Raw genomic sequence first — 25,508 nt, forward strand, 5'->3', positions numbered from 1 at the left:
GCGAAGCGTATGCGCATGCAACGCACGCGCTGGTGCGGCCATCGTCACGGCGCGCGCAAGAATTTGTTGCAATCTCGCCATAGCGGATCCGCGAACCCCGAGCGACAATCGGCTCGAAGCACGCTGTGCGGCGGTCGATGCGTTCACGCCGTCGACATGCGCGCGACGCACACTGAGCGTCGGCTTGCTTCACACAGCAACCCTGAGGGAGAAGTGTCGATGTCGACCCACATCTGTTCGCAGGAAGCCCGGGCCGCGCAACGCTTCGTCGAAGCGACGCGCAATGTCGATCAGGCGTTTCGCGCCCTGCGCGGCGAAAGCGACGACGACATCTCGTCGGCGGAATATGCACGCGCGATGTCGCGCCTCGATCGCGCGCTCGACGAACTGGCGCAAGCGCAGGAATTTTTCGATCGCGTGGTGAGCGCCGACGCGGCGCGCGGCAACTGAGTTCGCGGCCGCCGCCGTCTTCGTTTTTCCTTTTCTGTTTTTCGCCGCGTCGCTCGACGCGCACGGCACCCGCTCACGCGCTTGCCGGACCACACCGTCCGGCCCGTCAGTCGTTCGTTCTTCACGCGCTTGCAATCGCGATCGCCGCATCATGCCGGCGGGCAGCGCGCATCCCGCTTCACTCTCCCGACGTCAAACCTTCCGTCCTTCGACGGGGTAGCCGGGATCCGTATAACCATGCGTCGACACGTGCCCAGGCGGCACCAGCGCATCGACGAAGCGCTCGTCGTCGGGGCCGAGTTCGAGCGCCAGCGCATCGACGTAGCTGTCCCAGTGCGCTTCGGTGCGCGGCCCCGCGATCGTCGAGCTGACGATCCGGTTCTTCATCACCCACGCGAGCGCGAACGCGACCGACGTCGTGCCGCGCGCAGCCGCATGCGCGGCCACCTGCTGCGCGATGTGCAGCGACTCCGGCCGCCATTCCGTCTGCTGGATGCGCCGGTCGCCGCGGCCCGCGCGCGAATCGGCGGGCGGCTGCGCATCGACCGCATACTTGCCGGTCAGCACGCCGCGCGCGAGCGGGCTGTACGGCACGACGCCGATCCCGTAATGCGCGGCGGCCGGAAGCTGTTCGACCTCGGCCGTGCGATCGACGAGGTTGTACAGCGGTTCGCTCGCAACCGGCCGGTCGATGCCGAGCTGATCCGCGAGTCGCACGATCTCGGCAATGCGCCAGCCCTTGAAGTTCGACAGCCCGATGTAGCGCACCTTGCCTTGCCGGATCAGGTCGGCCACCGCGCGCATCGCTTCGTCGAGCGGCGCGTCGGTCAGCGCGCGATGGAAATAGAGGATATCGATGTAATCGGTACCGAGCCGCTTCAGGCTTGCGTCGACCGATTCGAAGATCCACTTGCGCGACTGGCCCTGGCGGTTCGGCCCCGCGTCCGGTCCGGCCGGATAGCCGAATTTCGTCGCGACGACCCAGCTGTCGCGATGCCGCGCGATCGCGCGGCCGACGATTTCTTCCGAGCGTCCGGCGTGATAGACGTCGGCCGTGTCGATGAAGTTGACGCCCTGGTCGAACGCCTTGTCGATGATGCGCACCGACGTCGCTTCGTCGGTTTCGCCACCAAACATCATCGCGCCGACACACAGCGGCGACACCTTGAGCGCGCTGCGCCCGAGATAGCGGTAATCCATATGCAGACTCCATGCGGGCGTGCGCCCGCGTCGGTTCAAGTCGGTTGAATGAGAAGGTGCCGGCCGTGCGTTGCGCTCACACGCCCGCTTCGTCGAAGACGCGTTGCGCGATCGGCAGCGCCGAGCTTGCGGTCGGCCAGCCCGAGTAGAACGCGAGGTGGGTGATCGCCTCGATCAGCTCGTCGCGCGTGAGGCCGTTGTCGAGCGCTTTCTTCAGATGGAACGGCAGCTCGTTCACGCGATACAGCGCAATGAGGCTCGCGACGGTGATCAGGCTGCGATCGCGCGGCGACAGGCCGGGGCGCTGCCACACGTCGCCGAACAGCACGTCGTCCGTGTAATCGGCGAGGGCCGGCGCGATGGCGCCGAACGCGCGGCGCGCGGGAGAAGTCGGTTCGGACATCGATGGCTCCGGGTCACGTTGAAGACATCGACGATGGTAGTCACCGATACGCTTAGCGATAATCCCCAATAATTCGCATGCACTTATCGCGCGGGTTCATGAGTGAGCCGGATGGCGCAGCGCGTCGACGATCAGCGCGAGCGCGCGCGACGACTGCCGCCGGCTCGCGTAGTACAGGTGATGACCGGGAAACGTCGGACACCAGTCGTCGAGCACGCTGACGAGGCGGCCGGCATCGACATGCGGCGCCGCGAGTTCGGCCGGCACGTACGCGAGGCCGTAGCCGGCGAGCGCCGCGTCGAGCATTTCGTAGGTGCCGTTGAACGTGACCTGGCCGTCGACGCGCACTTGCAGTGCGTCGTCGCCGCGCGCGAGTTCCCATGCGTACAGCGCGCCGTGGGTCGGCAGCCGCAGGTTGATGCAGTCGTGCGCGACGAGATCCTGCGGCGTCGCGGGCCGCTCGCGTTGCGCGAAATACGCGGGCGCGCCGACGATCGCCATTTTCAGGTCGGGCGAGATGCGCACCGCGATCATGTCCTTCGCGACCTGGTCGCCGAGCCGCACGCCGATGTCGAAGCGTTCCGCGACGATGTCGGACAGCCCGTAGTCGGTCACGAACTCGACCTTCAGGTCGCGATAGTCGCGCAGCATCGGCGACAGCTTCGGCCACAGCACCGTGCGGATCACGTAGTCGGTCGCGTTGATGCGCACCGTGCCGGCCGGCTTGTCGCGCAGCTCGGCGAGCGCGGACAGTTCGGCCTCGATTTCGTCGAAGCGCGGCGCGAGGTTCAGCAGCAGGCGCTCGCCGGCTTCGGTCGGCGACACGCTGCGCGTCGTGCGCGTGAGCAGCCGCACGCCGAGACGCGTCTCGAGCGAGCGGATCGTATGGCTGAGTGCGGATTGCGATACGCCGAGCCGGGCGGCCGCGCGCGTGAAGCTGCGCTCGCGTGCGACGGCGATGAAGGCAAGCAGGTCCGCAAAGTTGTCGCGCGGCATGGAGGAACGTGGGTGGTCGATGCCAGCGCATCGTACCATCGGGTTCGCCGCGCCGCGCCTAGCTGCGTGATGCGAAGGGCTGCGCCGTGCCCGTCAGCCCGCGCGTGTCATGCCCGGCGCATGGGGCGCGGGGTGGTACGCATAGCCGCCGTGCTGGAACGACATCGCGAAGAACCGCATCTGGTAGTGGATCGCATGCGCCCAGTAGTCCCACGTATGGCCGCCCGGCCGCTCCGCATAGTCGTGCGGCACGCCGAGCGCGACGAGCCGTTCGTGCAGCGTGCGGTTCGAGCCGACGAACGAGTCGTCGCGGCCGCAGTCGATCGTCATGTCGAGGTGCGCGCGGACGAACGCGCGCGCGCTTGCGATGATCGCACTGCGATTCCAGAACGACGGATGGCGGACCGGGTCGCCGAACACGTGGTCGATGCCCGGCTCGTCCTCGCAGCAGCGCGGGTCGACCGCGCCGCTGATGCTGCCGACCGCGCCGAACGTGTCGGGCCGGTCGAGCGCGATGCGCAGCGCGCCGAAGCCGCCCATGCTGAGCCCGGTGATCGCGCGGGCGCCCTTGGTCGCGATCGTCCTGAAGTGCATGTCGACATAGGACACGACTTCGTCGCCGACGAAGGTTTCGTAGCGGCTGCCGGAGTCGAACGGGCTGTCGATGTACCAGCTTTCGTGTCCGCCGTCGGGCATCACGAGGATCACGTGATAGCGATCGGCCAGCGCGGCGATCTGCGTGTTCGCGGTCCAGTCGGTGTGGTCGCCGCCCGAGCCGTGCAGCAGGTAGACGACCGGAAAGCGTTCGACGCCGCGTTCAGGGCCGTGGCGCAGGCGCGCGTAGTCGTCCGGCAGCACGACGGTTGCCTTGAGCGTCTCGTTCATCGCCGCGCTCGGGATCGCGATGACCCGCGCCTGAAAGGCGAGGGCCGGGCCCGCGACAGCGAGCAGCAGGAGTAGCCAGAACGCGCGTACCAGGTTCATGGAGCCTCGCATGGGTCGTTTTCGTTTGGCAGTCGGGCATCGGGAAAACCCTGTTAGGCGACTCTAGCAATCGCGCCTTTCAGCCATATTTCGGCGAAACATACGAGTTGTCAGGTGGCCGGCGCGGCGGGGCCGCTGCACGCGTCAGCCGAGACAGCGCACGAGTGCGCACCACATCGGGGGTAACGTATCGAGGTGATGCGCGACCCGCGCGACGCGTCGTCGAACGGTTTGTTCCGACGATTGACCGGGCTACCGCCGCTGCCGCCGCTCCGCGCCGCGACGCGGCCGGCCGCGCCCACTTACGCGTTACGCTTGCCCTCCATCTCCGCGCGCAGCCGCGCTTCCTGTTCCTGCAGCTCCGGCGTGAATTCCGCGCCGAAGTCTTCCGGCGAGAAGATCTGGCGGATCTCGATGTCCGACTCCGTCGGCATCGGGTTCGGGCAGCGCTTGACCCATTCGACGGCTTCTTCCATCGACTTCACCTGCCACACCCAGTAGCCGGCGATCAGTTCCTTGGTCTCGGCGAACGGGCCGTCGATGACGGTCCGCTCGTTGCCGGAGAAATGCACGCGCTTGCCGCGCGAACTCGGGTGCAGCCCTTCGCCGGCGAGCATCACGCCGGCCTTCACGAGTTCTTCGTTGTACTGGCCCATCGCGGCCAGCAGGGCGGTATCGGGCATCGCGCCCGATTCGGAAGAGGCCGTTGCCTTGACGATCACCATGACGCGCATTGTTGCTGCTCCTTGAACGGGAAAGGGGATGGCGGCCGGCCGTGCGGACCGCAAAACGACCGGTTACGACACTACGACGCGTGACGATCGCGTCAATCGACATCGGCTGCGAAAAAAATTTCGAAGGTGGATGACGGGGCGGCCGGCGCTCGTCGACATGCCCGGTTGGCCGAGCGCCGCGCACACCAGCGCGCGGATCGGCCGCTCACGCCGCCTTGACGTGCGCATCGAGCACGCTGCGTATCCGCGTCGCGAGTTCGTCGCGGCGGTACGGCTTGCTGAGCAGCATGATGCCGGGGTCGAGCCGTCCTGCATGGAAAATCTCGTCGCGCGTGTAGCCGGACGTGAACAGCACCGGCAACGGCGGCGTGCGCAGCGCCGCGCGCCGCGCGAGTTCGCCGCCCTTGATGCGGCCCGGCATGATCACGTCGGTAAACAGCAGGTCGATCTCCATGCCGCTGTCGAGCATCCGCAGCGCGGCTTCGCCGTCGGATGCCGTGATGACCTTGTAGCCGAGCTGCGCGAGCATCTCGACGACCGTCAGGCGCACGTCCGTATCGTCCTCGACGACGAGGATCGTCTCGCGGCCGCGCACCGGATCGTGCTGCGGCGCGCGCGCCGGCTCGGCCGCGCAGACATCGTGGCAGCGCGGGAGCACGAGGCGCACGGTGGTGCCCTGGCCCGGCGTGCTGTCGATCGACATATGGCCGCCGCTTTGCTTGACGAAACCGAACACCATGCTGAGCCCGAGCCCGGTGCCTTCGCCGTCCGGCTTGGTCGTGAAGAACGGTTCGAACACGCGTTCGAGCACGTCCGCCGTCATCCCGCTGCCGGTGTCGGTGATCTCGAACGTCACGTAGTCGCCCGCCGGCAACGACGGACCGGGCGTGCCGGCGGCCGGCTCCGATTGCGTGCTGTTGTACGCGGCGATCGTCAGCGTGCCTTCGCCGCGCATCGCGTCGCGCGCGTTGATCGCGAGGTTGAGCAGCGCGTTTTCGAGCAGATGCCGATCGGCGAGCACGTTGCCGACGTCGGGTGCCAGCGCGGGAACGATGCGCACGGTTTCGCCGAGCGCGCGGCGCAGCATCTCGCTCATCCCGTCGATCAGCCGGCGCGGATTCAGTACCGTCGGCGACAACGGCTGGCGTCGCGCGAACGCGAGCAGGTGCGACGCCAGTTGCGCGCCGCGCCGCACCGCGTTGTTCGCGCTTTCGATCCGCGGCTGCGCACTCGCGGATTCGCCGAGCTCGACGGCGAGGATCTGCAGGTTGCCGCTGATCACCTGCAGCACGTTGTTGAAGTCGTGTGCGATGCCGCCGGTCAGGCTGCCGATCGCTTCCATCTTCTGCGCGTGGCGCAACTGTTCCTCGATCGCCGCGCGCTCGCCGATCGCGTCGGCCACGCGCTGTTCGAGCGTTTCGGTCAGCCGGCGCAGCGCATCGTTCGATTCCTGCAGCGCGGTTTCAGCGTGCTGGCGATGGCGCGTGGCGAGCACGCGTTCGGTCGTCTCGATCACCACGGCGAGCACGCCGCCCGGCGCGCCGTCGTCGTCGGGCAGCGGGCTGTAGTGCAGGTCCATCCACACGTCTTCCGGGTGGCCGCTGCGCAGCAGCACGAGCTCCTTGTCGCGATAGGACAGCGTGCCGCCGGCGAGGCAGACGTTCATCACGTTGCGGTTGAAATCGGCGACCTCGGGCCAGCCGAGTTCGACCGGCGTGCCGAGCAGATACGGATGGCGGCCGCCGGCGAACCCGGCGTATGCGTCGTTGTAGATCATGTAGCCGGGCCGGCCCCACAACATCACCAGCGGCAGCGGTGACGCGAGCACGGTGCGCACTGCCGCGACGAGGCTCGCCGACCAGCCGTCGAGCGGCCCGAGGTCGGTGCACGACCAGTCGAAGGCGGCGATGCGCCGCGCCATTTCTCCTCGCCAGCCCGGACAATCGTGGTGCTGCGCGAACAACTCGACATGCATGGAATCGCTCCGATTAGAACATGGCGGCGCCGGACGGGTGCGGCGAGTCGCGTAAGCCAGTCCATTCTAGTGCAGATCGATGGTGCGCCGCGCAAGAGCCCCGGTCCAAAACTGGTATGCTGACCTGCATCACGTTCGTGCGGAGGGCGCCATGGCAGCGAAGGAAGTGTCGAAGAAGAAGTACCTGAAGATTCTGAACAAACGTTTGCGCGCGGAGCCGGGCGCGCCGGCCGGCGCGTCGTTCGTGTTCTTTCCGATCGGCGCGAAGGCCAAGCATGCGACGGGCGTGGTGTCCGGCGAGCCGCACAGCAAGCGCGAGCTCGCGGTGATGGCCTCGATCCAGAGCAAGGCGGCCGACGAATTCATCGTCACGGGCGCCTGAGCGCGCCAGCCGCCCGCGGGCGGCGCGCTTGCGCTATGCGGCCGCGGCCGCTTCGCAGTGGGCGATCACCCCGGCGATCACGCGCGGAATGTCGTGCGTGATCGCCGGGCCGTGCATCGGCAGGATGATGTCGAGGTCGAGCGCCTGGATGCGGCGCAGTGCGCTCGCCATGTGCGCGAGCGACGGCAGGTAGTCCGAGCGTGTGATCGCATCGAGGATCTCGGGCAGCGGGTCGTCCGTTTGCTCGTTGCCGAAGCGCATCAGGATGTCCGACGATAGCAAGGCCTTGTACGCCGGCAGATACACGACGAGCGCATCCCATTGATGCACGTGCGTCGTGAAGACGGGCACGACGTCGATGCCCGACAGCGTCGTCGGCACGCCATCCTTCAGCGGAATCGCGCGCACGCCGAACACGTCGGCGAGCCCCCATGTACACATCGGATGACCGTACGCGACCAGCGCCGAATTGGCCGCGAGGAAATCGGGCAGCGCGCCCATTTCGTCGGCCTCGAAATGCGGAACGATCACGCTGCTCACCATCGACGGCGCGATGCCGACGGCGTCGAGCGCCGCACTCAGTTGCGTGAAGTTCGCGCGGGTGCCGGTTTCGACACACAGCACGTCGCCGTGCGGCGAGCGGATGAAGAACTGGCTGAAGGTCAGGTTCAGCGTATCGACGAAGGTCGTGGCGCGAAACAGGCCGTCGCGGACGGTATCGATTCGGGAAGCGCTCATCGGGGATCCTCACGCAGGGAGTGGGGCCGTGCGGCCCGCGCCTGTCGGGCGGCGGGGGGCAGCGGCCGATCTTCCGATCCAGTCTAGCAGCGCCCGTCCGGTTCCGCGAACCGGGCTGCAGCATCCGCGACTGCGCGCACCCGCGTCAGTTCTTCAACTTGTAGCCGGTGCGGAACATCCACGCGACGATCGCGAGCAGGATCGCCAGGAACAGCGTGGTCGCGGCGAGGCTGATCCATACGTGCACGTCGGCCAGCCCGTAGAACGACCAGCGGAAGCCGCTGATCAGGTACACGATCGGGTTGAACAGCGTGACGATGCGCCACGCGGGCGGCAGCATGTCGACCGAGTAGAAGCTGCCGCCGAGGAACGTGAGCGGCGTGATGATCAGGAGCGGCACGAGCTGCAGCTTTTCGAAGCTGTCGGCCCAGATGCCGATCACGAAGCCGAACAGGCTGAACGTGATCGACGTCAGCACGAGGAACAGCACCATCCAGAACGGATGCAGGATATGCAGCGGCACGAACAGGCCGGCGGTGGCGAGGATGATCAGCCCGAGCAGCAGCGACTTCGACGCGGCCGCGCCCACGTACGCGATCACGATTTCCCAGTACGACACCGGCGCGGACAGGATCTCGTAGATCGTGCCCGTGAAGCGCGGGAAGTAGATGCCGAACGACGCGTTCGAGATGCTTTGCGACAGCAGCGACAGCATCACGAGGCCCGGCACGATGAACGACCCGTAGCCGATCCCGTTCACGTCGCTGATGCGCGAGCCGATCGCCGAGCCGAACACGACGAAGTACAGCGACGTCGAGATCACCGGCGCGATGATGCTCTGCATCAGCGTACGGCGCGTGCGGGCCATTTCGGCGCGGTAGATCGCGCGGATGCCGTGGAGATTCCAGTTGGCCATGTGCGTTACGCCCCTTGTGCGCCGTTGCGGCGGTTGTCGATCAGGCTCACGAAAATATCCTCGAGCGAGCTCTGTGTCGTATGCAGGTCGCGAAAGCCGATGCCGGCCGTGCCGAGCGCGTTGATCAGCTTCGCGATGCTCGCGTCGTCGCGCTGCGAGTCGTATGTGTAGACGAGCGCGGTGCCGTCGTCCGCGCGTTCGAGCCCGAACGGCGCGAGCTCGCCCGGCACGGCTGCCAGCGGATGTTCGAGCTGCACGGTCAACTGCTTCTTGCCGAGCTTGCGCATCAGCTCGCGCTTTTCCTCGACGAGCACGAGCTCGCCGCCGAGGATGATGCCGATCCGGTCGGCCATCTCCTCGGCTTCCTCGATGTAGTGCGTGGTGAGCAGGATCGTCACGCCGCTTTCACGCAGCGAGTCGACGAGCTTCCACATGTCGCGGCGCAACTCGACGTCGACGCCGGCCGTCGGCTCGTCGAGGAACAGGATGCGCGGTTCGTGCGACAGCGCCTTCGCGATCATCACGCGGCGCTTCATCCCGCCCGACAGCGTCATCAGCTTGTTGTCGCGCTTGTCCCACAGCGACAGCGCCTTCAGCGTCTTCTCGATGTACGCGGGATCGGGCGCCTTGCCGAACAGGCCGCGGCTGAACGACACGGTCGCCCACACGGTTTCGAACGCGTCGGTCGTCAGTTCCTGCGGCACGAGGCCGATCATCTCGCGCGCGGCGCGATAGTGATCGCGGATGTCGTGGCCGCCGACCGTCACGCGGCCTTCGGTCGGCGTGACGATCCCGCAGATGGAGCCGATCAGCGTGGTCTTGCCCGCGCCGTTCGGCCCGAGCAGCGCGAAGATCTCGCCGGGGCGGATGTCGAGGGTCACGTGCTTCAGCGCCTGGAAGCCGGACGCGTAAGTCTTGGAGAGGTCGGAAACGGAAAGGATCGGTTGCATGCTCACGGATGGCACGGCCGGTCGGCCCGACGCTGCGCGCCGCGCGTGCCCGGCGCCGCCGCTGCGAAGCGGCCGGCTGCGGGTGCGGCATGGCGAGCGTGCGTCATGTCGAACGGCGTTGTGGTGCGGGATCGCAGGACCGCCATATTAGCAATCGGTAGATGGAAATGCATTCTGGTGGAAAGGTCGAGCGATGTCGGTGCCGGATTTGCGTCCAATGTATGCACGTTGCTCAATAGCGCCGCGCTTTATTTGAGATGTGCGAACAATAAGTATTGTTTTCTGCAACGCGGACGTCGATCGCGCGTTCGCGCGACGGCACGACAGCGGCGCGGCGAACTGTGCCGCCCACACACCGCCGCGCCGTACCGGGACGCCGCGCGCGGCGCTCGCGATAATGCGTTTCTTTCACGTATGCGGAGCGGTGCGCATGTCTCTGGTCGATTTCAAGTCCGTTGCGGCCGCGCAGGCCGTCGCCTGGAAGTCCACGGTCGTCGGTGAAGTCGGGGCGGCCAGGATCAAGGTGTTGCGCATGGATGCGCAGCCGTACGAAGCGGAAGTGCACGACTACAACGAAGGGCTGCTCGTGCTCGACGGCCGGCTGATGCTTGAGGTCGACGCGCAAACGATCGTGGTCGAGGCCGGCCAGATGTATCTCGCGCTCGCCGGCACGCGCCACGCGGTGCTGCCGGGCAGCCACGGCACGCTGGTGATCGTCGACGTGTGACGTTGCGCCGCCGCATGGCGGCCGGCCGCCGCGGGCCGGCCCATCGGGTTGCGCGCCGGTCGGCCGCAATCGTTCAAACGCGCGTTATACCGCCCGGGTATTTGTCTGAGCAAAGAAAATGAAGGCCGTTTGAAAAACTGTCAAGGGGCCTGCAATCGCCAGGATCGCGCGGCGCGACCCGTTTGGAACTCTGCATCCATTTACTTGTGCGGATCGTCCGCTCATAGTCTCGACAAACGACGCATCACGATAACGAATCAAGCGTACGTATGGAGACCACTTCATGAGACGCCTATCCGAGGGGCCAGCCGGACTGCCGTTTTCCTGTTTTTCGTCTGACGCCGGCGCGACGCGAGTTGCGCGCGAGCGTCATCGCATTGCGTCGTCGCTGTAGCGACGCGCCTATTCCGTTTCGAGTTCCCCGATGGCGCCGTGCCGCATGACGGCGCGCTCGGAGCGCGCTTGCCTGCCGCGGCGGTTCTGATCGCATTGGATTCCTATGAATGTAAAGCATTGGATGGCCGCGGCATCGCTCGCGCCCGTGCTTGCTGCCGGCGGCGGCGACGGCGACCCGCCGCCCGCTGCGCCTGCCCGGGTCGTTCACGTCGCCGGGCACGAGCCTGACGGTCAACAATGCCGATACGGTCGGCCTCACGCTCACGCACTTCTTCACCGATCACATCGCGGTGACGTCGGTGCTCGGCGTGCCGCCCGAGTTCACGCTGACCGGGCACGGCGTGATCCGGCCGCCGGGCCCGGCCGGCGCGCTCGGCAGCGTCAACATGGACGATCCGTCGAACCAGCCGGCCGTGAAGAACGCGCGCCAATGGAGCCCGACAATCATTCTGCAGTACTACTTCAATGCACCGAACGGCGAAGTTCCGACCGTTCGTCGGGATCGGCGTGGCGTACAGCTGGTTCAGCAACATCGAACTGAACGGCAACTTCGCGAAGGACATCAACGAGAACCTCGGCAGCGTGCTCGCGGCCGGCGCCGGCAAGCCGGGGCCGACGTCGGTGGAGGGCAAGGCATCGTCGTCGTTCACGCCGGTCTACAACATCGGCGCCAGCTATGCGATCGACAAGCACAGGGCGCTCACGGCGACGCTGACCTATATGCCGCTGAAAACCTACTCGTCGCTCGTGATCAGTGCGGCGGACGGCACGACGCTCGCCACCACCCGTACACGGCTGAAGGCCGATCCGCTGATCTCGTTCATCGGGATTTCCTACAAGTTCTGAGTCGTCCGGCGTGCAGCATGCGCTGCCGGCTTCCAGCGATGGGCCGGGCGGGGCGATCCGGCCGGCGCGTCGCGTTCCTGGCGGTGTGCCGCCATTTGTGAAGAGAGGGGGCAGTTCAAATGAGCATTCGCAAAATCGTATCGCTTGTTGCTGCAGTGGCATTCACCGCGGTGTCGGCCGCGCCTGCTTTCGCCGTGACCGTGACGCGCGCCGACGGTCTGGCCATGAATCCGAACGGGGAGCCGTTCTCCGCGACGGGCCTCACGACGCTCAGCAAGGGGGCGATCAACGCGGCCTGCAACGCGACGTTCAACGGCACGATCTCGTCGACGGGCATCGTCAACATCACGTCGACGACGTTCACCGGCGGCGCGACGTGCGGCCTGATCAGCGGCAGCGCGAGCAGCGCGTCGCCGTGGACGGGGCAGGTCGACAGCGCGACGCAATTGTCGATCAACAACGCGAAGGTGACCGTGACGCTGCTCGGCGCATGCGGGCCCAGCAAGGTGGTCACGACGTGGAGCGATCCGAACTCGTCGCTCACGTTCAACAATGCGGTGCTGGCGCCGGACTGCACGGTCAGCGGCACGGTTGCCACGTCGCCGAAGTTCCACGTGCAGTAAACATGAACATCGCGGATCGAAGCGGGTCCGCCGCACGCGACGGCCGTGGGGTACGGGTTCATCCGATCTGGCACAACATCACGAACGACCTGGAGCACGTCGACGCTGAGCGGTTGCGGCAACAGGTCAAAAATGGATAAGCCGAAAGTGAAAACGCCGCTGACGGCGATCGTCAGCGGCGTTTGCTGCGGCGCCGGCCGGGCGGGGCGCCCGGACAGTCAGACCGTCTCCCGCTGACGCACCGCCTTCGCGACGTTGCGCGCTGGTGCCCCGCTCGCGACGAAATACGACACGTTCGAAACACGCAAGCGGCTTCCGCCCGAGGATCTTGTCGACGATCGCTATCGTCGACCGGCGCATCGTTTCACTTCATCCAGGCTCATCGCCCGCGTCGCTACTGGCTCGTTTGCCGTTGGGCACTGCTTAACTCGACAAGACACTCCACTTTCGGATTCGTCCAATAGACATCGAGTTCGCAATAGTCAATCGTTGCTGCTTGGCATTCAGCGAGCAACCCGACTATGGCTATCCAATCCGACCTGCGCTTTACCTTTGCTGTTGGCGACGAACCGTTCGAGGTTGTCGAGTTCACGCTGCATGAGGGGTTGGCCGAGACCTTCGTGTTGGAGGTCGAACTGGCCAGCGGCAACGCCGCGATCGACTTCGGTCAGGTGCTCGACCACAACGGCCTGCTGACGATCTGGCAAGGCGCCCGGCCGGTGCGCTACGTGCATGGCACGGTGTCGTCGTTCGAGCAGGGGGACACCGGCTTCCGGCGCACGCGTTACTCGGCCGTGATGGAACCGGGTCTGGCGCGCTTGAAGCTTTCGTCGGACTGGCGCATCTTCCAGACGCTCAACGTCACGGAAATCGCGAGCGCAGTGCTCAAGGCGCACGGTCTGACGTTGGACTATGAGCAGCGCATCACCAACGAACATTTGCCGCGCGAGTATTGCGTACAAGCCGGTGACACCGATTACGATTTCGTTGAACGCATCCTGCACGAGGAAGGCTTCCTCTATGCGTTCCAGCATCGCGTCGACGGTCATGCATATCGTGCTGCCGGCGGGTACGCCCATGTACGCGGTCAATCCTCGCACCGAGACCCGAAACTACGTTGTGCGTGCGTTCGATTCCACCTTCGGTGCGCGCAACGACACGCTCGGAAGCGTCGCGCAGCGCTTCCATACCACCCCGGAGCGTATCCTTGCCGTCAACGGCAAGAAGGCGAAGGATGCCGGAACGTGGTGGCCACGGGTAATCGGCTCTGAGCAAAGTGCTTTGAGAAAGCCCGCACCTACCGTAGCGCAGCGCACCATCCGTGTTCCGGCGGTTTATGGTGCTGCGGCCACGACGCCGCCCAATGACCTTACCCCGGACGTATGGGCGCGGTGGACCGTACAACCCATCGGTCGCACGAAGGCTCCGCTCATCATCTCCCTGAGCGAAGCACGCGGCACCATCACCTTGACCACACGCAATGCCGACGGTGAACGCATCGGTAGCGAGCCTGAGCCCGAAGGCGCGTACAAGCTCTACAAGACGGCGACGGACACGTACCCCGGCTGCCCCAGTGCCGGCTACGAAATGCTGCGTTTCGGTCGAATCCTGGGGCCCGATGCGCCAGCCGCGACGGATCTGCATGAGAGCCGCCTACCGCATTTCCGCAAGGTCGCCGTTGACGCGAACGCACGTGCCTTCGTTGACCTGAATCACGCAGGTGTCAAAGTTTACAGCGATGCCGACTTTCCCCATTGGTTGGGCTGGACCTTTATCGATGACGACACCGACGGCAATAGTCGTTGCGACTCGATGCAGCTGCTTGACCTGATCGAGCCCAAGGCGTCTACGCCTCGCCCGGGCGAGAGCGCGCCCGGTACTACCGTCGTGATCGATGCCGCTACGGCACACCGTGGTCGGTTGATGCTCGCCTATGCCAAGACGCAGACGGGCGAATTGCGGGATCGACTTACTTACTGCGTGGTCAAGATGCCGACTGAATGGGCGCGGGACGATTTCGATAAGCGTTGGGGTTGGCTGCGAGGCACCGAAGGGGCGAATCCGGTTAAAAATATTGTGTTTCCGATAAACCTTGACGAACCGGCGTATGAACGGCTTAAGCGCCATCATCAGGCTTTGGCGTTTTGGGAAGAGGCGGTGGAGGGAGGATTGACGCTGAAAGCGGAGCATTATCATTTTCATCCGATGCAGTTTATTGACACATTGAGGCGGTGTAGTTGGCGCAGTACACGCGAATTGGTACAAACATTGCCTCGACGTTCCTCCCGAAATGCTGGAGGAACGACCGCGTGGACAACTGCTTGGGAGCGCTGGACTCGGGGCTATAGTGGCAACGGCTTTATGCCGCCAAACATGCACATCTTCATCAACCACATGTGGTTGAAGTATGGGTTTGTCACGCCACTACGACAAGCTCATTTTTTGGCGCAAATATACAAGGAGAGCGGGGCGTTTAAATCGACTGCTGAGAGCGGTGACGAGCGTTACTTTCGAACTATGTACGAGGTTCTAACGCCAATTGAGGCTGGGGAGGATTATGATAATAAGAAACCTTGGCTGCAAGCTATGGGGTTTCTAAGAGGGCGAGATCGTCCGACTTATGTCTCACAACGTCCAGGAGAAGTTCAAGAAAAAGCACAACGCTTGGGGAACACTCAGCTTGGTGATGGCCCCCGTTTTCGGGGGCGTGGGTTGATTCATCTCACTGGTCGCAATAGCTATCAAGCTTATGAGGTATTTCGCAATCTGAATTTCTCAAAAGATCCCAACTCCCTTCTCTTGTCAACCGATCCCGCTGTAGCAGCGGACTCCGCCGGGTACTTTTGGACAAGCAAGGTGATGGTGTCACCAAACACTGGGGCTCTCCGTAGTGGTATGAATATCCATCGCCGAGCTGACCTGGGTATGGGTGATAGCAACGTGTCAGCAATCACGACTCCGGTGAATGGTGACAGTACTGGCTTATTGGAGCGCCAAGAATTCTTTAGATACGCATATTTTATTTTGAGTGACGATCCAAATATGCCGAAGACCTCCACATTAAACAGGCAATTAGAAGGGTGACCTTCGGAAGGCTGGCATATCTCAAATCGAGAATTGAATGGTTTTTTTGGAGGAGGGTATGGCTTGTTCGAGGAAGTATCTTGCGTGCTTTCTGACGCTAGTTTTTTCCTTTTTTTCTAGAGATTCTTTTTCGAAGGATCATGGTTCGACGCAAAGCCATGGCTTTTACGAAAAATGTGGAATATCTCTCTCTTTCCCGAAAATTCTTGACTCGGTTGTTAATTACCAAATCAATCCGTGTTTGGATTCATATATTGGAAAAAATGGCGCGACGTTGCCGCTTGGCATGTTTCTCGGGGGAGGGCAGAATCCCAGTGCCCTCGAAAACCTACCAATGCTACATATCTACAGGCGAAACCTCGATATTGCCATGGCTTCATCCAATGGCAGCGGCATACGCGGTACGGAAAAAGGAGTGGTGAGCTCGACAACTAGTTCCGTTGAGAGAGAGTGCGGGTTATCCAGAAGGACAACCATATCGAAGATTCGCGGATCGAATTGGCGCGGGTGGATTGCCGAGGATTTTTATAAAAAAAATACTAGCTTTGAATCGCCTCCGGAATATTGTGAGACTTTTGATGAAAAAAATAGATGTATTAGATTAATTATCGGAAATAATAAAGAAACGATAACGATGGCTCAGTATTGCTTCGTGCGTCGACATGAAGATTTCGATCTTGACGCTGGCCTGAGTTATGGAATTTTTATGGAGGTGGTAAATTCAATAAAACTCCTTGATGAGTAAAGTAGTGGTGAGTTGACTCCTTCTTGGGTAGCGGGTAGCCATTCAATTGAAGTCACAGTGATCGAGGCGTACTACCTGACGTTCGATACGTCGACGCTGATGGGCGATACCGTGGTGCGTTACTGGCCCAATGCCTTCAGCGATCCCGAAATGAAATTCGAGGTGACAAACTGATGTTCGGCAAAAACAAGAAGAATCCCTTGAGTTTCGAGGCGGGCATCGCGCGGTGGCTGAAGCGATCGGATCAGGCGCCGATGCAATCGATCCACGATCAGAACAGGGAACCGATCAAACGCGCATTTGACCAGAAAGGGGCGTCACCGCGAGTACGGACCGGGATAGAGCAGACTTCACGTGGATCTCGGTCATGTCCATTGTCGGTATCGCCCCCTTCAGTCAAACGGTCTCCGGCTGCCGCACCGCCTTCGCGACATTGCGCGCCATCGCGCCATTGGCGACGAAGTAAGGCACGTCGACACGCGCGAGCGGCGCGCGGCCGCGGATCTTGTCCGCGATTTTCTCCGCGATCATGATCGTCGGCGCGTTCAGGTTGCCGGTCGTGATGATCGGCATGATCGACGCATCGACCACGCGCAACCCTTCCAGCCCGTGCACGCGACCTTCTTCGTCGACCACGGCCATGTCGTCATAACCCATCTTGCACGAGCACGACGGATGGAACGCGGTTTCCGCGCGCGCCCGCACGAACGCGTCGAGTTCCTTGTCGCTCTTGCAGTCGGCGCCCGGGTTCAGCTCGCGGCCGCGATAGCGATCGAGCGCGGGCTGCCGCATGATCTCGCGCGTCGCGCGGATCGCATCGCGGAACTCGCGCCAGTCGAGCGCTTCGGCCATGTAGTTGAACAGAATGCTCGGATGATCGTTCGGATCGCGCGAGCGCAGCTTCACGCGGCCGCGGCTCGGCGAGCGCATCGAGCCGACGTGCGCCTGGAAGCCGTGCATCTCGATCGCGTTCGAGCCGTTGTAGTTGATCGCCACCGGCAGGAAGTGATACTGGATGTTCGGCCACAGGTCGTCGTCGCGCGTGCGGATGAAGCCGCCCGCCTCGAAGTGGTTGCTCGCGCCGAGGCCCGTGCCGTTCAGCATCCATTCGAGGCCGATCTTCGGCTGGTTCCACCACTTGAGCGCCGGGTACAGCGACACCGGCTCCTTGCACTCGTACTGGATGTACATCTCCAGGTGATCCTGCAGGTTCTGGCCGACGCCGGGCAGATCGAGCACGACCGGAATGTCGAGCGCCTTCAGCCATGCGCCGGGGCCGACGCCCGAGCGCTGCAGCAGTTGCGGCGACGCGATCGCGCCGCTGCACACGAGCACTTCGCGGCGCGCATGCGCGGTCGCGCGCTCGCTGCCGCGCAGGTACGTGACGCCCGACGCGCGCTTGCCGTCGAACAGGATGCGATCGGCGAGCGCGTGCGTGACGATCTCGAGGTTCGATCGCACCTTCGCCTGGTCGAGGTAGCCGCGCGCGGTGCTCGCGCGCCGGCCCTTCGGCGTGACGGTGCGGTCCATCGGGCCGAAGCCTTCCTGCTGGTAACCGTTCAGGTCGTCGGTGCGCGGATAGCCGGCCTGCACGCCCGCGTCGACCATCGCCTCGAACAGCGGGTTCACGCCCGGCTTGCTGGTCGTGACCGACACGGGGCCGCTGCCGCCGTGATAGTCGTTCGGGCCGACGTCGCGCGTCTCGGCTTTCTTGAAGTACGGCAGGCAGTCGAGATAGGTCCAGTTCTCGAGGCCCTTGTGCGTCGACCAGTTGTCGTAGTCGAGCGCGTTGCCGCGGATGTAGCACATCCCGTTGATCAGCGACGAGCCGCCGAGCCCCTTGCCGCGGCCGCACTCCATCCGGCGGTTGTCCATGTGCGGCTCGGGGTCGGTCTCGTACGCCCAGTTGTAGCGGCGGCCCTGCAGCGGGTAGGCCAGCGCCGCCGGCATCTGCGTGCGGAAGTCGAAGCGGTAGTCGGGGCCGCCCGCTTCGAGCAGCAGCACCGTGACGTCCGGATCTTCCGTCAGGCGCGTTGCGAGCACGTTGCCCGCGGAACCGGCGCCGCAGATGATGTAGTCGTATTCGCGTGTCGTCATGACGGATCTCCTTGTCTTAGAACACCGGGTTGTAGCGGCCGAGCTCGACCTGCACCGACTTGATTCGAGTGTAGTGCTCGAGCGTCGTGATGCCGTTCTCGCGTCCGACACCGGATTGCTTGTATCCGCCAACCGGCATCTCGGCCGGCGATTCGCCCCACGTGTTGATCCAGCAGATGCCGGCTTCGAGGCGATGTATCGTGCGGTGCGCGCGCGACAGGTTCTCGGTCACGACGCCCGCCGCGAGCCCGTAGTGCGTGTCGTTCGCGCGCGCGATTACTTCGTCCTCCGATTCGAAATCGAGGATGCTCATCACCGGCCCGAAAATCTCTTCGCGCACGATCTTCATGTCGTCGCGGCAGTCGCCAAACACGGTCGGCGCGACGTACTGGCCGCTGCCGAAGTGGCCGTCGGTCAGGCGCGTGCCGCCCGCGAGCAGCTTCGCGCCTTCGGCCTTGCCGCTTTCGATGAAGCCGAGCACCTTGTCGAGCTGCGCGGCGGAGACGAGCGGGCCGAAGTTGGTGTCGGCATCGGTCGGCTTGCCGACGCGGATGCGCTTCACGCGCTCGAGCACCTTCTGCGTGAATGCGTCCTTGATCGAGCGGTGCACGAACACGCGCGTGCCGTTCGTGCAGACCTGGCCCGAGCTGAAGAAGTTGGCGGTCACCGCGATGTCGGCCGCGCGATCGAGATCGGCATCGTCGAACACGATCAGCGGCGACTTGCCGCCGAGCTCCATCGTCACTTCCTTCAGCGACGACGCGCCGGCGAGCGACATCACCTTCTTGCCGGTCTCGACGCCGCCGGTGAACGACACCTTCGCGATGTCCGGGTGGCCGGTGAGCAGCGCGCCGACCGAGCCGTCGCCCTGCACGACGTTGAACACGCCGGCCGGCACGCCGGCTTCCGTATAGATTTCCGCGAGCTTCAGCGCGGTGAGCGGCGTGACTTCGCTCGGCTTGAACACCATCGCGTTGCCGGCCGCGAGCGCGGGCGCCGTCTTCCAGCACGCGATCTGGATCGGGTAGTTCCATGCGCCGATGCCCGCGCACACGCCGAGCGGCTCGCGGCGCGTGTACACGAACGACTCGGCGCGCAGCGGCACCTGCAGCCCTTCGATCGCGGTCGCGAGGCCCGCGTAGTACTCGATCACGTCCGCGCCGGTGACGATGTCGACCGCGAGCGTCTCGCCGATCGGCTTGCCGGTGTCGCGCGTCTCGATCGCCGCGAGTTCGTCGTTGCGTTCGCGCAGCAGATCGACCGCGCGGCGCAGGATGCGCGAGCGCTGCATCGCGGTCATCGCGGCCCATTCGCGCTGGCCTTCCTGGGCGGACGCGACCGCGCGGTCGACGTCGGCCGCGCTCGCCTGCTGCACCTGCGCGAGCAGCTCGCCGGTGGCGGGATCGAAGGTGTCGAAAGTCTTGCCGCTAGTGGCGTCGACGTAACCGCCGCCGATGTAGAGGCGCTGCAAACCGTATACGGACATGAGGATCTCCTTGAGGGCGACTGCGTCGCGCGTCAGTCGGACGCGAGCAGCAGGTCGATGTAATCGTGGGCGAGCTTCAACGCGGCTCGGGTGTCGATCGGGCCGCCGGCGAGCGCGCCGCGCAGCCACAGGCCGTCGATCAGCGCGGCGAGGCCGCTGGCGGCTTCGCGCGCTTTCGTGCGCGGCAACGCCTTCGCGAATTCGGCGCACAGATTCGAATGCAGGCGCCGCGTGTTCACGTGCTGCAGGCGCTTGAGCATCGGGTCGTGCATGCTCTGCGACCAGAACGCGAGCCATGTTTTCATCACGGGCGCGCTGACCTGCGTGTCGTCGAAGTTCGCGGCGACGACCGCGCGCAGCCGGGACCGCGGATCCTTGCGTGCGGCGACGCGGCGGCGCGTGGTGGCCGACCACAGATCGCGCAGCACGTGCCGCATCGTGGCTTCGAGCAGGCCGTCCTTGTCGCCGAAGTAATGGCTGACGATGCCCGTCGAGATGTTCGCGCGCTGCGCGACCGATGCGAGCGTCGTGCCGGGCAGGCCGGCTTCGTCGATCGAGCGCAGCGTCGCGTCGATCAGCTGTGCGCGACGAATCTCCCGCATTCCGACTTTCGGCATCGCGACTCCCTTCGCCCGGACGGGCCGTTCCTGGAAGTCGAGAGCTTAGCGGTTTTTTATTGACCGTTCAATCAATAAAAAAATAGGGGTCCGACGGCGAATCGTCGCGCTACGGATGCGGACGAGGCTGCCTGACACAGTTGTGCAGGTGCAGGAAAACCGTTTGAAAGATGGTTAAATAAATTGAAATTTGTTTAAAGCGATTTTCGGAAAAGCGGTGTAATCGTCGCTAAAGTTTATGGATTCGATTTATTACGCGTCGAAAGAATGTCGAGGTATGTGAGATTCAGTGGGATACGAAAATTCACGCCTCCGATGGCAGTCCGGCTAATTTCTGAAAAATCGTTTCAATCGAGCGATTTAAATTATGTATGTTGTTGAATTCAAACGATGTATTTGTCTGGTCGGCCTGTCGGAAAGGATTTGCGCAAACGATTGCGATCGCTTTTCGGTTGATCTCGCATACCATAAAAAACACCAAAAAGATTTGAATCGCTCGTATTTCCCCCTGAAGTAGAGGGGTTCGTTGGGACGACTTGAGTAAGCAATATTGCCCGTATTAGTATGGCGCCGCACTACAAGGAATGAATCGGCGATGCGCGCATTGACCGCGCTGCGTCGGCCATGCGCGCGCTCGACGATCGCACACGGCCGGCGCCACCCATTGCGCACCTGCAGCATGCCGCGACGCCGAGACGCCGCATCCACCGGAGAACGACGATGCCGACCGAAAAACACGTGGTCCCGCTGCCGAATGGTCTGAAGGTCTACGTCGAACGGAATGTATTCGATCCGTCCTTCGACACGGCGATGCTCGTCAACGGCGCGCTCGCGACCACCGCGTCGTTCGGGCAGACGGTCCAGTATCTCGGCGAGCGCATGAACACGATCTGCTTCGATCTGCCGTATGCGGGGCAGTCGCGCCAGCACAATCCCGGCTGCTTCATCCTGACGAAGGACGACGAAGCCGCGATCCTCCAGCATCTGGTCGAGCGCTTCGCGCCCGCGTTCCTCGTGTCGGTGTCGTGGGGCGGCGTCGCATCGCTGTTCGCGCTCGCGCGCGGCTGCCCGAGCGTGCGGCGCGCAGCGATCTGCTCGTTCTCGCCGTTCCTGAACGACGCGATGGTCGATTACGTGACGCGTGCACGCGACCACATCGCGGCCGGCGAGAACCTGAAGGCCGCGCAGCTGCTGAACGATACGGTCGGTCGCTACCTGCCGCGCATCATGAAGCTGTACAACTACCGGTATCTGACGCGCCTGCCGCGCGACGAGCAGGACCAGGTCGCGTTCCACGTCGACCAGATCCTGTCGCTGCAGCCCGAGCGCTACTTCAGCGAATTCTCGAACATCGGCTGCGAGCTGCTGTTCGTGAACGGCGAACGCGACGAGTACACGACGCCGGCCGACGTCCGCCAGCTTGCCGCGCACGTGCCGCGTGCGCGCTTCACGACCATTCCCGACGCCGGCCACTTCCTCGACATCGAAGGCCGCACGCAGCGCGAGACCACGCGTGCGGCGCTGCTCGACTTCTTCTGCGATGCGTCGCCAGCCGCCGCAGGCATCGCGCTCGGCGCCGCGCGCGCATGCGTGTCCGCACCGATGCCGGCGATGTCGTGACGCAGCACGTCGCGTATCGGGCACTCCGGGCGCATCCGAATTCTCATCCATACGAGGCAGGCCAGCCGTGAATATCGTTCAGAGCATCGCCATCGTCGTTCCGTGGGCCGCGTGGCTCGCGTACTGGATCGCCACGTCGCAGGGCGTCAAGGCGACCGTGCGCAAGGAGGCGTCGCGCTCGCGCACGCTGCAGTCGATTCCGCTGATCGTCGGCGGCGCGCTGATCATCCTGCCCGATCCGTCGTGGCAGGCGCTCGTGCCCGACTGGCAGCGCTTCGGGCTGCAGGCGCAGTGCGGGCTCGCGGTGCTGGTCGCGGGGCTGCTGTTCTCGGTGTGGGCGCGGCTGCACCTCGGCACCAACTGGAGCGTGTCGGTCACGCTGAAGGAAGACCACGAACTCGTGCGCACGGGGCCGTATGCGCTCGTGCGCCACCCGATCTACACCGGCTGCCTGATCGCGCTGGTCGGCGCCGCGCTGATCGGCGGCGAATGGCGCGGCGCGATCGGCGTGCTGCTCGTGTTCGCGTCGCTCGCGTACAAGGTGCGCGTCGAGGAGAGCTGGCTGACCGGGTATTTCGGGCCGGCGTATGCGCAGTACCGCCGCGAGGTCGCGGCGCTGATCCCCGGTTTCTACTGACACCCGCGAGGCGCGCGATGGCGAAGATGATCGTGACCGCGATCGGCTCGGCGGGCGACGTGCATCCGTTGCTCGGCGTCGCGCGCACGCTCGCCGCGCGCGGTCACGACGTCGTGTTCTGCACGCATGCGCCGTTCGAGGCGGCCGTGCGCCGCTGCGGGTTCGCGTTCGTGCCGGTCGGCACCGCGGCGGAATACGACGCGGCGATGGCGAACCCCGCGCTGTGGGATCCGCGCACGTCGTTCCGCACGCTGTGGCAGGTGATCGCGCCGACGCTGCGCCCGCATTACGACGCGCTGCGCGCGCTGACCGATGCCGACACGGTGCTGGTCGGCACGCTGTGGGCGTTCTCCGCGCGCTTCATGCAGGAACTGCACGGCACGCCGTACGTGTCGGTGCAGGTGTCGCCGTCGACGCTGCTGTCCGCGCATGCGCCGCCGACTCACCCGCGCCTGACGATTCCCGCGCGCTGGCCGTTGCCGGTGAAATCGGCGCTGATGACGCTGATCGAGCGGCAGGTGCTCGACCGCGTGTGCGGCCCGGCGCTCGACGCGGTGCGCCGCGAACTCGGGCTCGCGCCCGCGCGGCGCGTGCTCGGCCGCTGGCTGCATTCGACCGACGGCGTGCTGTGCTTGTTTCCCCGGTGGTTCGCGCCGCCGCAGCCCGACTGGCCGTCGAACCATCTGCAAAGCGGTTTTCCGTTGTTCAACGATATTGCGACCTCCGATGATGATGTGGCACTCGATGCGTTTCTCGCGGCCGGCGAAGCCCCGGTCGTGTTTACGGCCGGGTCGACGCTCGTCGATCACGCGGCCTATGCGCGCGCGGTGGCGGACGCGCTGCGCGCGACCGGCGCGCGCGGGATCCTGCTGACGCCGCACGATGCGGTGCAGGACGGCCACCGGCTGCTCGTGCGCCGCTTCGTGCCGATGCGCACGCTGCTGCCGCGTTGCCGCGCGCTCGTGCATCACGGCGGGATCGGCACCGCGGCGCTCGCGTGCGAAGCCGGCATCGTGCAGGTCGTCACGCCGTTCGCGCACGATCAGTTCGACAACGCGCAACGCGTCGTCGCGAACGGCTGCGGCGTGCGCATCGACGGCCCGCTCGACGGCGCACGGCTCGGTGCGGCGCTCGCGCGCGTGCTCGACGAACCCGCGTTCGCGGTGCATGCCGAGCGTACGCGCGCGCTGCTCGCGGCCGCGCCGGACGGCTGCGACGCGGCCGCCGCTTTCATCGAACGCTTCGTGCCGAAGCGCGGGCGGGTGGCCACGCGGGCCGATGTCGCGGTGGCCGGCGCATGAGCGCCGCGTCGCCGCTTCACGACGGGCCCGTCACGCCGTCCGCGTTCGACGCGCCGGCGCCGGCGCCCGCCGCGCAGCCGGTGCGCGGCATCCGGCTCGCGCTGCTGACGTTCGCGCTGTCGCTCGCGACCTTCATCGAGGTGCTCGACTCGACCGTGACCAACGTCGCGGTGCCGGCGATCTCCGGCAGTCTCGGCGTATCGAACAGCCAGGGCACGTGGGTGATCAGCTCGTATTCGGTCGCGGCCGCGATTGCGGTGCCGCTCACCGGCTGGCTCGCGCGCCGCGTCGGCGAACTGCGGCTGTTCGTCGGCGCGGTGCTGCTGTTTACGCTGACGTCGTTGCTGTGCGGGCTCGCGCGCGACCTGCACGTGCTCGTGATCTGCCGCGCGCTGCAGGGGCTGTGTTCGGGGCCGATGGTGCCGCTGTCGCAGACGATCCTGCTGCGCACATTTCCGCCGGACAAGCGCACCGTCGCGCTCGCGCTGTGGGCGATGACGGTGCTGCTCGCACCGATCTTCGGGCCGGTGGTCGGCGGCTGGATCGTCGACAACTTCTCGTGGCCGTGGATCTTCCTGATCAATTTGCCGATCGGGCTGTTCTCGTTCGCGGTGTGCACCGCGATGCTGCGCCCCGACGCGCAGCGCGGCGCGGCCGGCCCGATCGACGTGCCGGGCATCGTGCTGCTCGTGATCGGCGTCGGCTCGCTGCAGGCGATGCTCGATCTCGGCCACGACCGCGGCTGGTTCGATTCGCCGCTGATCGTCACGCTCGCGGTCGTCGCGGCGCTCGCGATCGTGTCGCTGCTGATCTGGGAAGCGGGCGAAGCGCATCCGGTGGTCGACCTGAGCCTGTTTCGCGACCGCACGTTCTCGTTCTGCGTGCTGATCATCTCGCTCGGGATGATGAGCTTCTCGGTGGTCGGCGTCGTTTTCCCGCTGTGGATGCAGGCGGTGATGGGCTACAACGCGTTTCATGCGGGGCTCGCGACCGCATCGCTCGGCGTGCTCGCGCTCGTTTTCTCGATCCTCGTCGGGCTGCATGCGCACCGCTTCGACGCGCGCGTGCTCGCGACGTTCGGCTTCCTGGTATTCGCGGCCGTGCTCGCCTGGGATGCGCATTTCACGCTGAAGATGACGTTCGCGCAGATCGCCGCGCCGGGGTTGATCCAGGGGATCGGGCTGCCGTGCTTCTTCATTCCGCTGACCGCGGCGACGCTGTCGCGCATCCCGGACGACCGGCTCGCCGCCGCGTCGAGCCTGTCGAATTTCCTGCGCACGCTGTCGGCCGCGTTCGGCACCGCGATGAGCGTGACGCTGTGGGACAACCGCGCGACCTATCACTACGACGTCGTGTCGCAATCGGTCACGCACGCATCGGCGAATACGCAGCGTTTCGTGCACACGCTGAACGCGATGGGCGTGGACGGCGTGCGCGAGCTGACGACGCTGCATCAGGTCGTGATGCAGCAGGCCTACATGATGGCGACGGGCGACATGTTCTGGATGGCGAGCATGACCTGTCTCGTGCTCGCCGCGATGATGTGGCTCACGCGGCCCAGACGCGGCGCGGCCGCTTCGTTCGGACATTGAGGAAACCCG

The 25,508-nt window shown here is 64.9% G+C and carries 22 protein-coding genes and 2 pseudogenes; 12 read left to right on the forward strand and 12 right to left on the reverse strand.

What is annotated here, in order from left to right:
- Positions 1 to 219: 219 nt before the first annotated feature.
- Positions 220 to 450 (forward strand): hypothetical protein, encoded by a 231-nt coding sequence (locus O1Q03_RS09415; RefSeq protein WP_269502986.1) that lies wholly within the window; start codon positions 220 to 222, stop codon positions 448 to 450.
- 192 nt (positions 451 to 642) lie between these two features.
- Here O1Q03_RS09415 and O1Q03_RS09420 read toward each other — a convergent pair whose 3' ends face one another.
- The 6 genes from O1Q03_RS09420 to O1Q03_RS09445 all read right to left on the reverse strand — a co-directional run bounded on the left by O1Q03_RS09420 (position 643) and on the right by O1Q03_RS09445 (position 6,742).
- Positions 643 to 1,650, reverse strand: coding sequence for an aldo/keto reductase (locus tag O1Q03_RS09420; protein WP_269502987.1), 1,008 nt, complete (start codon positions 1,648 to 1,650; stop codon positions 643 to 645).
- A gap of 76 nt (positions 1,651 to 1,726) precedes the next feature.
- Positions 1,727 to 2,053 (reverse strand): carboxymuconolactone decarboxylase family protein, encoded by a 327-nt coding sequence (locus O1Q03_RS09425; RefSeq protein ID WP_269502988.1) that lies wholly within the window; start codon positions 2,051 to 2,053, stop codon positions 1,727 to 1,729.
- Positions 2,054 to 2,149: 96 nt separating this feature from the next.
- Positions 2,150 to 3,049 carry a LysR family transcriptional regulator gene (locus O1Q03_RS09430; RefSeq protein WP_269502989.1) on the reverse strand — a complete coding sequence of 300 codons (900 nt, stop codon included), beginning with the start codon at positions 3,047 to 3,049 and terminating at the stop codon, positions 2,150 to 2,152.
- Between the two features lie 93 nt (positions 3,050 to 3,142).
- A complete protein-coding gene (locus O1Q03_RS09435) occupies positions 3,143 to 4,033 on the reverse strand; it encodes an alpha/beta hydrolase (protein WP_269502990.1) in 891 nt (296 codons plus the stop codon).
- A 302-nt stretch (positions 4,034 to 4,335) separates the two neighbouring features.
- Positions 4,336 to 4,767 (reverse strand): YciI family protein, encoded by a 432-nt coding sequence (locus O1Q03_RS09440; protein ID WP_269502991.1) that lies wholly within the window; start codon positions 4,765 to 4,767, stop codon positions 4,336 to 4,338.
- Between the two features lie 205 nt (positions 4,768 to 4,972).
- The gene (locus tag O1Q03_RS09445; protein ID WP_269502992.1) at positions 4,973 to 6,742 is read right to left on the reverse strand and encodes an ATP-binding protein; all 1,770 of its coding nucleotides are present in this window, start codon (positions 6,740 to 6,742) and stop codon (positions 4,973 to 4,975) included.
- Positions 6,743 to 6,893: 151 nt separating this feature from the next.
- On the opposite strand from O1Q03_RS09445, the gene O1Q03_RS09450 reads away from it, so the two are divergent.
- On the forward strand, positions 6,894 to 7,124 hold the full coding sequence (locus O1Q03_RS09450) for a hypothetical protein (RefSeq protein ID WP_269502993.1): 231 nt from the start codon (positions 6,894 to 6,896) through the stop codon (positions 7,122 to 7,124).
- Between the two features lie 33 nt (positions 7,125 to 7,157).
- On the opposite strand, the gene O1Q03_RS09455 is transcribed toward O1Q03_RS09450, so the two are convergent.
- From O1Q03_RS09455 to O1Q03_RS09465, 3 genes are all read right to left on the reverse strand, one after another.
- Positions 7,158 to 7,862 (reverse strand): MBL fold metallo-hydrolase, encoded by a 705-nt coding sequence (locus tag O1Q03_RS09455; RefSeq protein ID WP_269502994.1) that lies wholly within the window; start codon positions 7,860 to 7,862, stop codon positions 7,158 to 7,160.
- Between the two features lie 145 nt (positions 7,863 to 8,007).
- The gene (locus O1Q03_RS09460) at positions 8,008 to 8,778 is read right to left on the reverse strand and encodes an ABC transporter permease (protein WP_269502996.1); all 771 of its coding nucleotides are present in this window, start codon (positions 8,776 to 8,778) and stop codon (positions 8,008 to 8,010) included.
- Positions 8,779 to 8,783: 5 nt separating this feature from the next.
- Entirely contained in the window at positions 8,784 to 9,728 is a 945-nt protein-coding gene (locus O1Q03_RS09465; RefSeq protein ID WP_269503131.1) for an ABC transporter ATP-binding protein, read from the reverse strand.
- A gap of 430 nt (positions 9,729 to 10,158) precedes the next feature.
- On the opposite strand from O1Q03_RS09465, the gene O1Q03_RS09470 reads away from it, so the two are divergent.
- From O1Q03_RS09470 to O1Q03_RS09490, 6 genes and pseudogenes are all read left to right on the forward strand, one after another.
- Positions 10,159 to 10,455, forward strand: coding sequence for a cupin domain-containing protein (locus tag O1Q03_RS09470; RefSeq protein ID WP_269502997.1), 297 nt, complete (start codon positions 10,159 to 10,161; stop codon positions 10,453 to 10,455).
- 575 nt (positions 10,456 to 11,030) lie between these two features.
- Positions 11,031 to 11,697, forward strand: a pseudogene (locus O1Q03_RS09475) (OmpW/AlkL family protein); the annotation flags it as partial.
- A 119-nt stretch (positions 11,698 to 11,816) separates the two neighbouring features.
- Positions 11,817 to 12,320 (forward strand): activator protein, encoded by a 504-nt coding sequence (locus O1Q03_RS09480; RefSeq protein ID WP_269502998.1) that lies wholly within the window; start codon positions 11,817 to 11,819, stop codon positions 12,318 to 12,320.
- A 521-nt stretch (positions 12,321 to 12,841) separates the two neighbouring features.
- Positions 12,842 to 13,357, forward strand: a pseudogene (locus O1Q03_RS09485) (contractile injection system protein, VgrG/Pvc8 family); the annotation flags it as partial.
- Between the two features lie 82 nt (positions 13,358 to 13,439).
- Positions 13,440 to 15,404: a glycoside hydrolase family 19 protein gene (locus O1Q03_RS40155; protein ID WP_442865775.1), complete on the forward strand. Its 1,965-nt coding sequence runs from the start codon at positions 13,440 to 13,442 to the stop codon at positions 15,402 to 15,404.
- Positions 15,405 to 15,441: 37 nt separating this feature from the next.
- A complete protein-coding gene (locus O1Q03_RS09490) occupies positions 15,442 to 16,149 on the forward strand; it encodes a hypothetical protein (protein ID WP_269503000.1) in 708 nt (235 codons plus the stop codon).
- Positions 16,150 to 16,545: 396 nt separating this feature from the next.
- Here the strand turns inward: O1Q03_RS09490 and betA are convergent, their stop codons facing one another.
- The 3 genes from betA to betI are packed head-to-tail and all read right to left on the reverse strand — an operon-like array spanning position 16,546 to position 20,349.
- Entirely contained in the window at positions 16,546 to 18,246 is a 1,701-nt protein-coding gene (gene betA / locus O1Q03_RS09495; RefSeq protein WP_269503001.1) for a choline dehydrogenase, read from the reverse strand.
- Positions 18,247 to 18,262: 16 nt separating this feature from the next.
- Positions 18,263 to 19,732: a betaine-aldehyde dehydrogenase gene (gene betB, locus O1Q03_RS09500; protein WP_078041628.1), complete on the reverse strand. Its 1,470-nt coding sequence runs from the start codon at positions 19,730 to 19,732 to the stop codon at positions 18,263 to 18,265.
- Positions 19,733 to 19,764: 32 nt separating this feature from the next.
- Positions 19,765 to 20,349, reverse strand: a complete 585-nt coding sequence (gene betI / locus O1Q03_RS09505; RefSeq protein WP_006482690.1) for a transcriptional regulator BetI — start codon at positions 20,347 to 20,349, stop codon at positions 19,765 to 19,767.
- A gap of 720 nt (positions 20,350 to 21,069) precedes the next feature.
- On the opposite strand from betI, the gene O1Q03_RS09510 reads away from it, so the two are divergent.
- The 4 genes from O1Q03_RS09510 to O1Q03_RS09525 all read left to right on the forward strand — a co-directional run bounded on the left by O1Q03_RS09510 (position 21,070) and on the right by O1Q03_RS09525 (position 25,499).
- On the forward strand, positions 21,070 to 21,969 hold the full coding sequence (locus tag O1Q03_RS09510; protein ID WP_269503005.1) for an alpha/beta fold hydrolase: 900 nt from the start codon (positions 21,070 to 21,072) through the stop codon (positions 21,967 to 21,969).
- Between the two features lie 67 nt (positions 21,970 to 22,036).
- Entirely contained in the window at positions 22,037 to 22,606 is a 570-nt protein-coding gene (locus O1Q03_RS09515) for a methyltransferase family protein (RefSeq protein WP_269503006.1), read from the forward strand.
- Between the two features lie 17 nt (positions 22,607 to 22,623).
- Entirely contained in the window at positions 22,624 to 23,907 is a 1,284-nt protein-coding gene (locus O1Q03_RS09520; protein ID WP_269503007.1) for a glycosyltransferase, read from the forward strand.
- Positions 23,904 to 25,499, forward strand: a complete 1,596-nt coding sequence (locus O1Q03_RS09525) for a DHA2 family efflux MFS transporter permease subunit (protein ID WP_269503008.1) — start codon at positions 23,904 to 23,906, stop codon at positions 25,497 to 25,499. Before O1Q03_RS09520 ends, O1Q03_RS09525 begins: the two co-directional genes overlap by 4 nt.
- Positions 25,500 to 25,508 lie beyond the last annotated feature (9 nt).

The sequence above is a fragment of the Burkholderia sp. IMCC1007 genome (assembly GCF_027257875.1).
In the GTDB taxonomy this organism is placed as follows: Bacteria; Pseudomonadota; Gammaproteobacteria; order Burkholderiales; family Burkholderiaceae; genus Burkholderia.

Excerpts from the sequence above, each read along its gene's own strand:
- O1Q03_RS09450 (WP_269502993.1), top strand. The coding sequence starts at position 6,894 with ATGGCAGCGAAGGAAGTGTCGAAGAAGAAGTACCTGAAGATTCTGAAC.
- O1Q03_RS09420 (WP_269502987.1), bottom strand. The coding sequence starts at position 1,650 with ATGGATTACCGCTATCTCGGGCGCAGCGCGCTCAAGGTGTCGCCGCTG.
- O1Q03_RS09425 (WP_269502988.1), bottom strand. The coding sequence starts at position 2,053 with ATGTCCGAACCGACTTCTCCCGCGCGCCGCGCGTTCGGCGCCATCGCG.
- betB (WP_078041628.1), bottom strand. The coding sequence starts at position 19,732 with ATGTCCGTATACGGTTTGCAGCGCCTCTACATCGGCGGCGGTTACGTC.
- O1Q03_RS09435 (WP_269502990.1), bottom strand. The coding sequence starts at position 4,033 with ATGAACCTGGTACGCGCGTTCTGGCTACTCCTGCTGCTCGCTGTCGCG.
- betI (WP_006482690.1), bottom strand. The coding sequence starts at position 20,349 with ATGCCGAAAGTCGGAATGCGGGAGATTCGTCGCGCACAGCTGATCGAC.
- O1Q03_RS09445 (WP_269502992.1), bottom strand. The coding sequence starts at position 6,742 with ATGCATGTCGAGTTGTTCGCGCAGCACCACGATTGTCCGGGCTGGCGA.
- O1Q03_RS09415 (WP_269502986.1), top strand. The coding sequence starts at position 220 with ATGTCGACCCACATCTGTTCGCAGGAAGCCCGGGCCGCGCAACGCTTC.
- O1Q03_RS09430 (WP_269502989.1), bottom strand. The coding sequence starts at position 3,049 with ATGCCGCGCGACAACTTTGCGGACCTGCTTGCCTTCATCGCCGTCGCA.
- O1Q03_RS09510 (WP_269503005.1), top strand. The coding sequence starts at position 21,070 with ATGCCGACCGAAAAACACGTGGTCCCGCTGCCGAATGGTCTGAAGGTC.
- betA (WP_269503001.1), bottom strand. The coding sequence starts at position 18,246 with ATGACGACACGCGAATACGACTACATCATCTGCGGCGCCGGTTCCGCG.
- O1Q03_RS09470 (WP_269502997.1), top strand. The coding sequence starts at position 10,159 with ATGTCTCTGGTCGATTTCAAGTCCGTTGCGGCCGCGCAGGCCGTCGCC.
- O1Q03_RS09465 (WP_269503131.1), bottom strand. The coding sequence starts at position 9,728 with ATGCAACCGATCCTTTCCGTTTCCGACCTCTCCAAGACTTACGCGTCC.
- O1Q03_RS09525 (WP_269503008.1), top strand. The coding sequence starts at position 23,904 with ATGAGCGCCGCGTCGCCGCTTCACGACGGGCCCGTCACGCCGTCCGCG.
- O1Q03_RS09460 (WP_269502996.1), bottom strand. The coding sequence starts at position 8,778 with ATGGCCAACTGGAATCTCCACGGCATCCGCGCGATCTACCGCGCCGAA.
- O1Q03_RS09455 (WP_269502994.1), bottom strand. The coding sequence starts at position 7,862 with ATGAGCGCTTCCCGAATCGATACCGTCCGCGACGGCCTGTTTCGCGCC.
- O1Q03_RS09490 (WP_269503000.1), top strand. The coding sequence starts at position 15,442 with ATGGTTTTTTTGGAGGAGGGTATGGCTTGTTCGAGGAAGTATCTTGCG.
- O1Q03_RS09480 (WP_269502998.1), top strand. The coding sequence starts at position 11,817 with ATGAGCATTCGCAAAATCGTATCGCTTGTTGCTGCAGTGGCATTCACC.
- O1Q03_RS09520 (WP_269503007.1), top strand. The coding sequence starts at position 22,624 with ATGGCGAAGATGATCGTGACCGCGATCGGCTCGGCGGGCGACGTGCAT.
- O1Q03_RS09440 (WP_269502991.1), bottom strand. The coding sequence starts at position 4,767 with ATGCGCGTCATGGTGATCGTCAAGGCAACGGCCTCTTCCGAATCGGGC.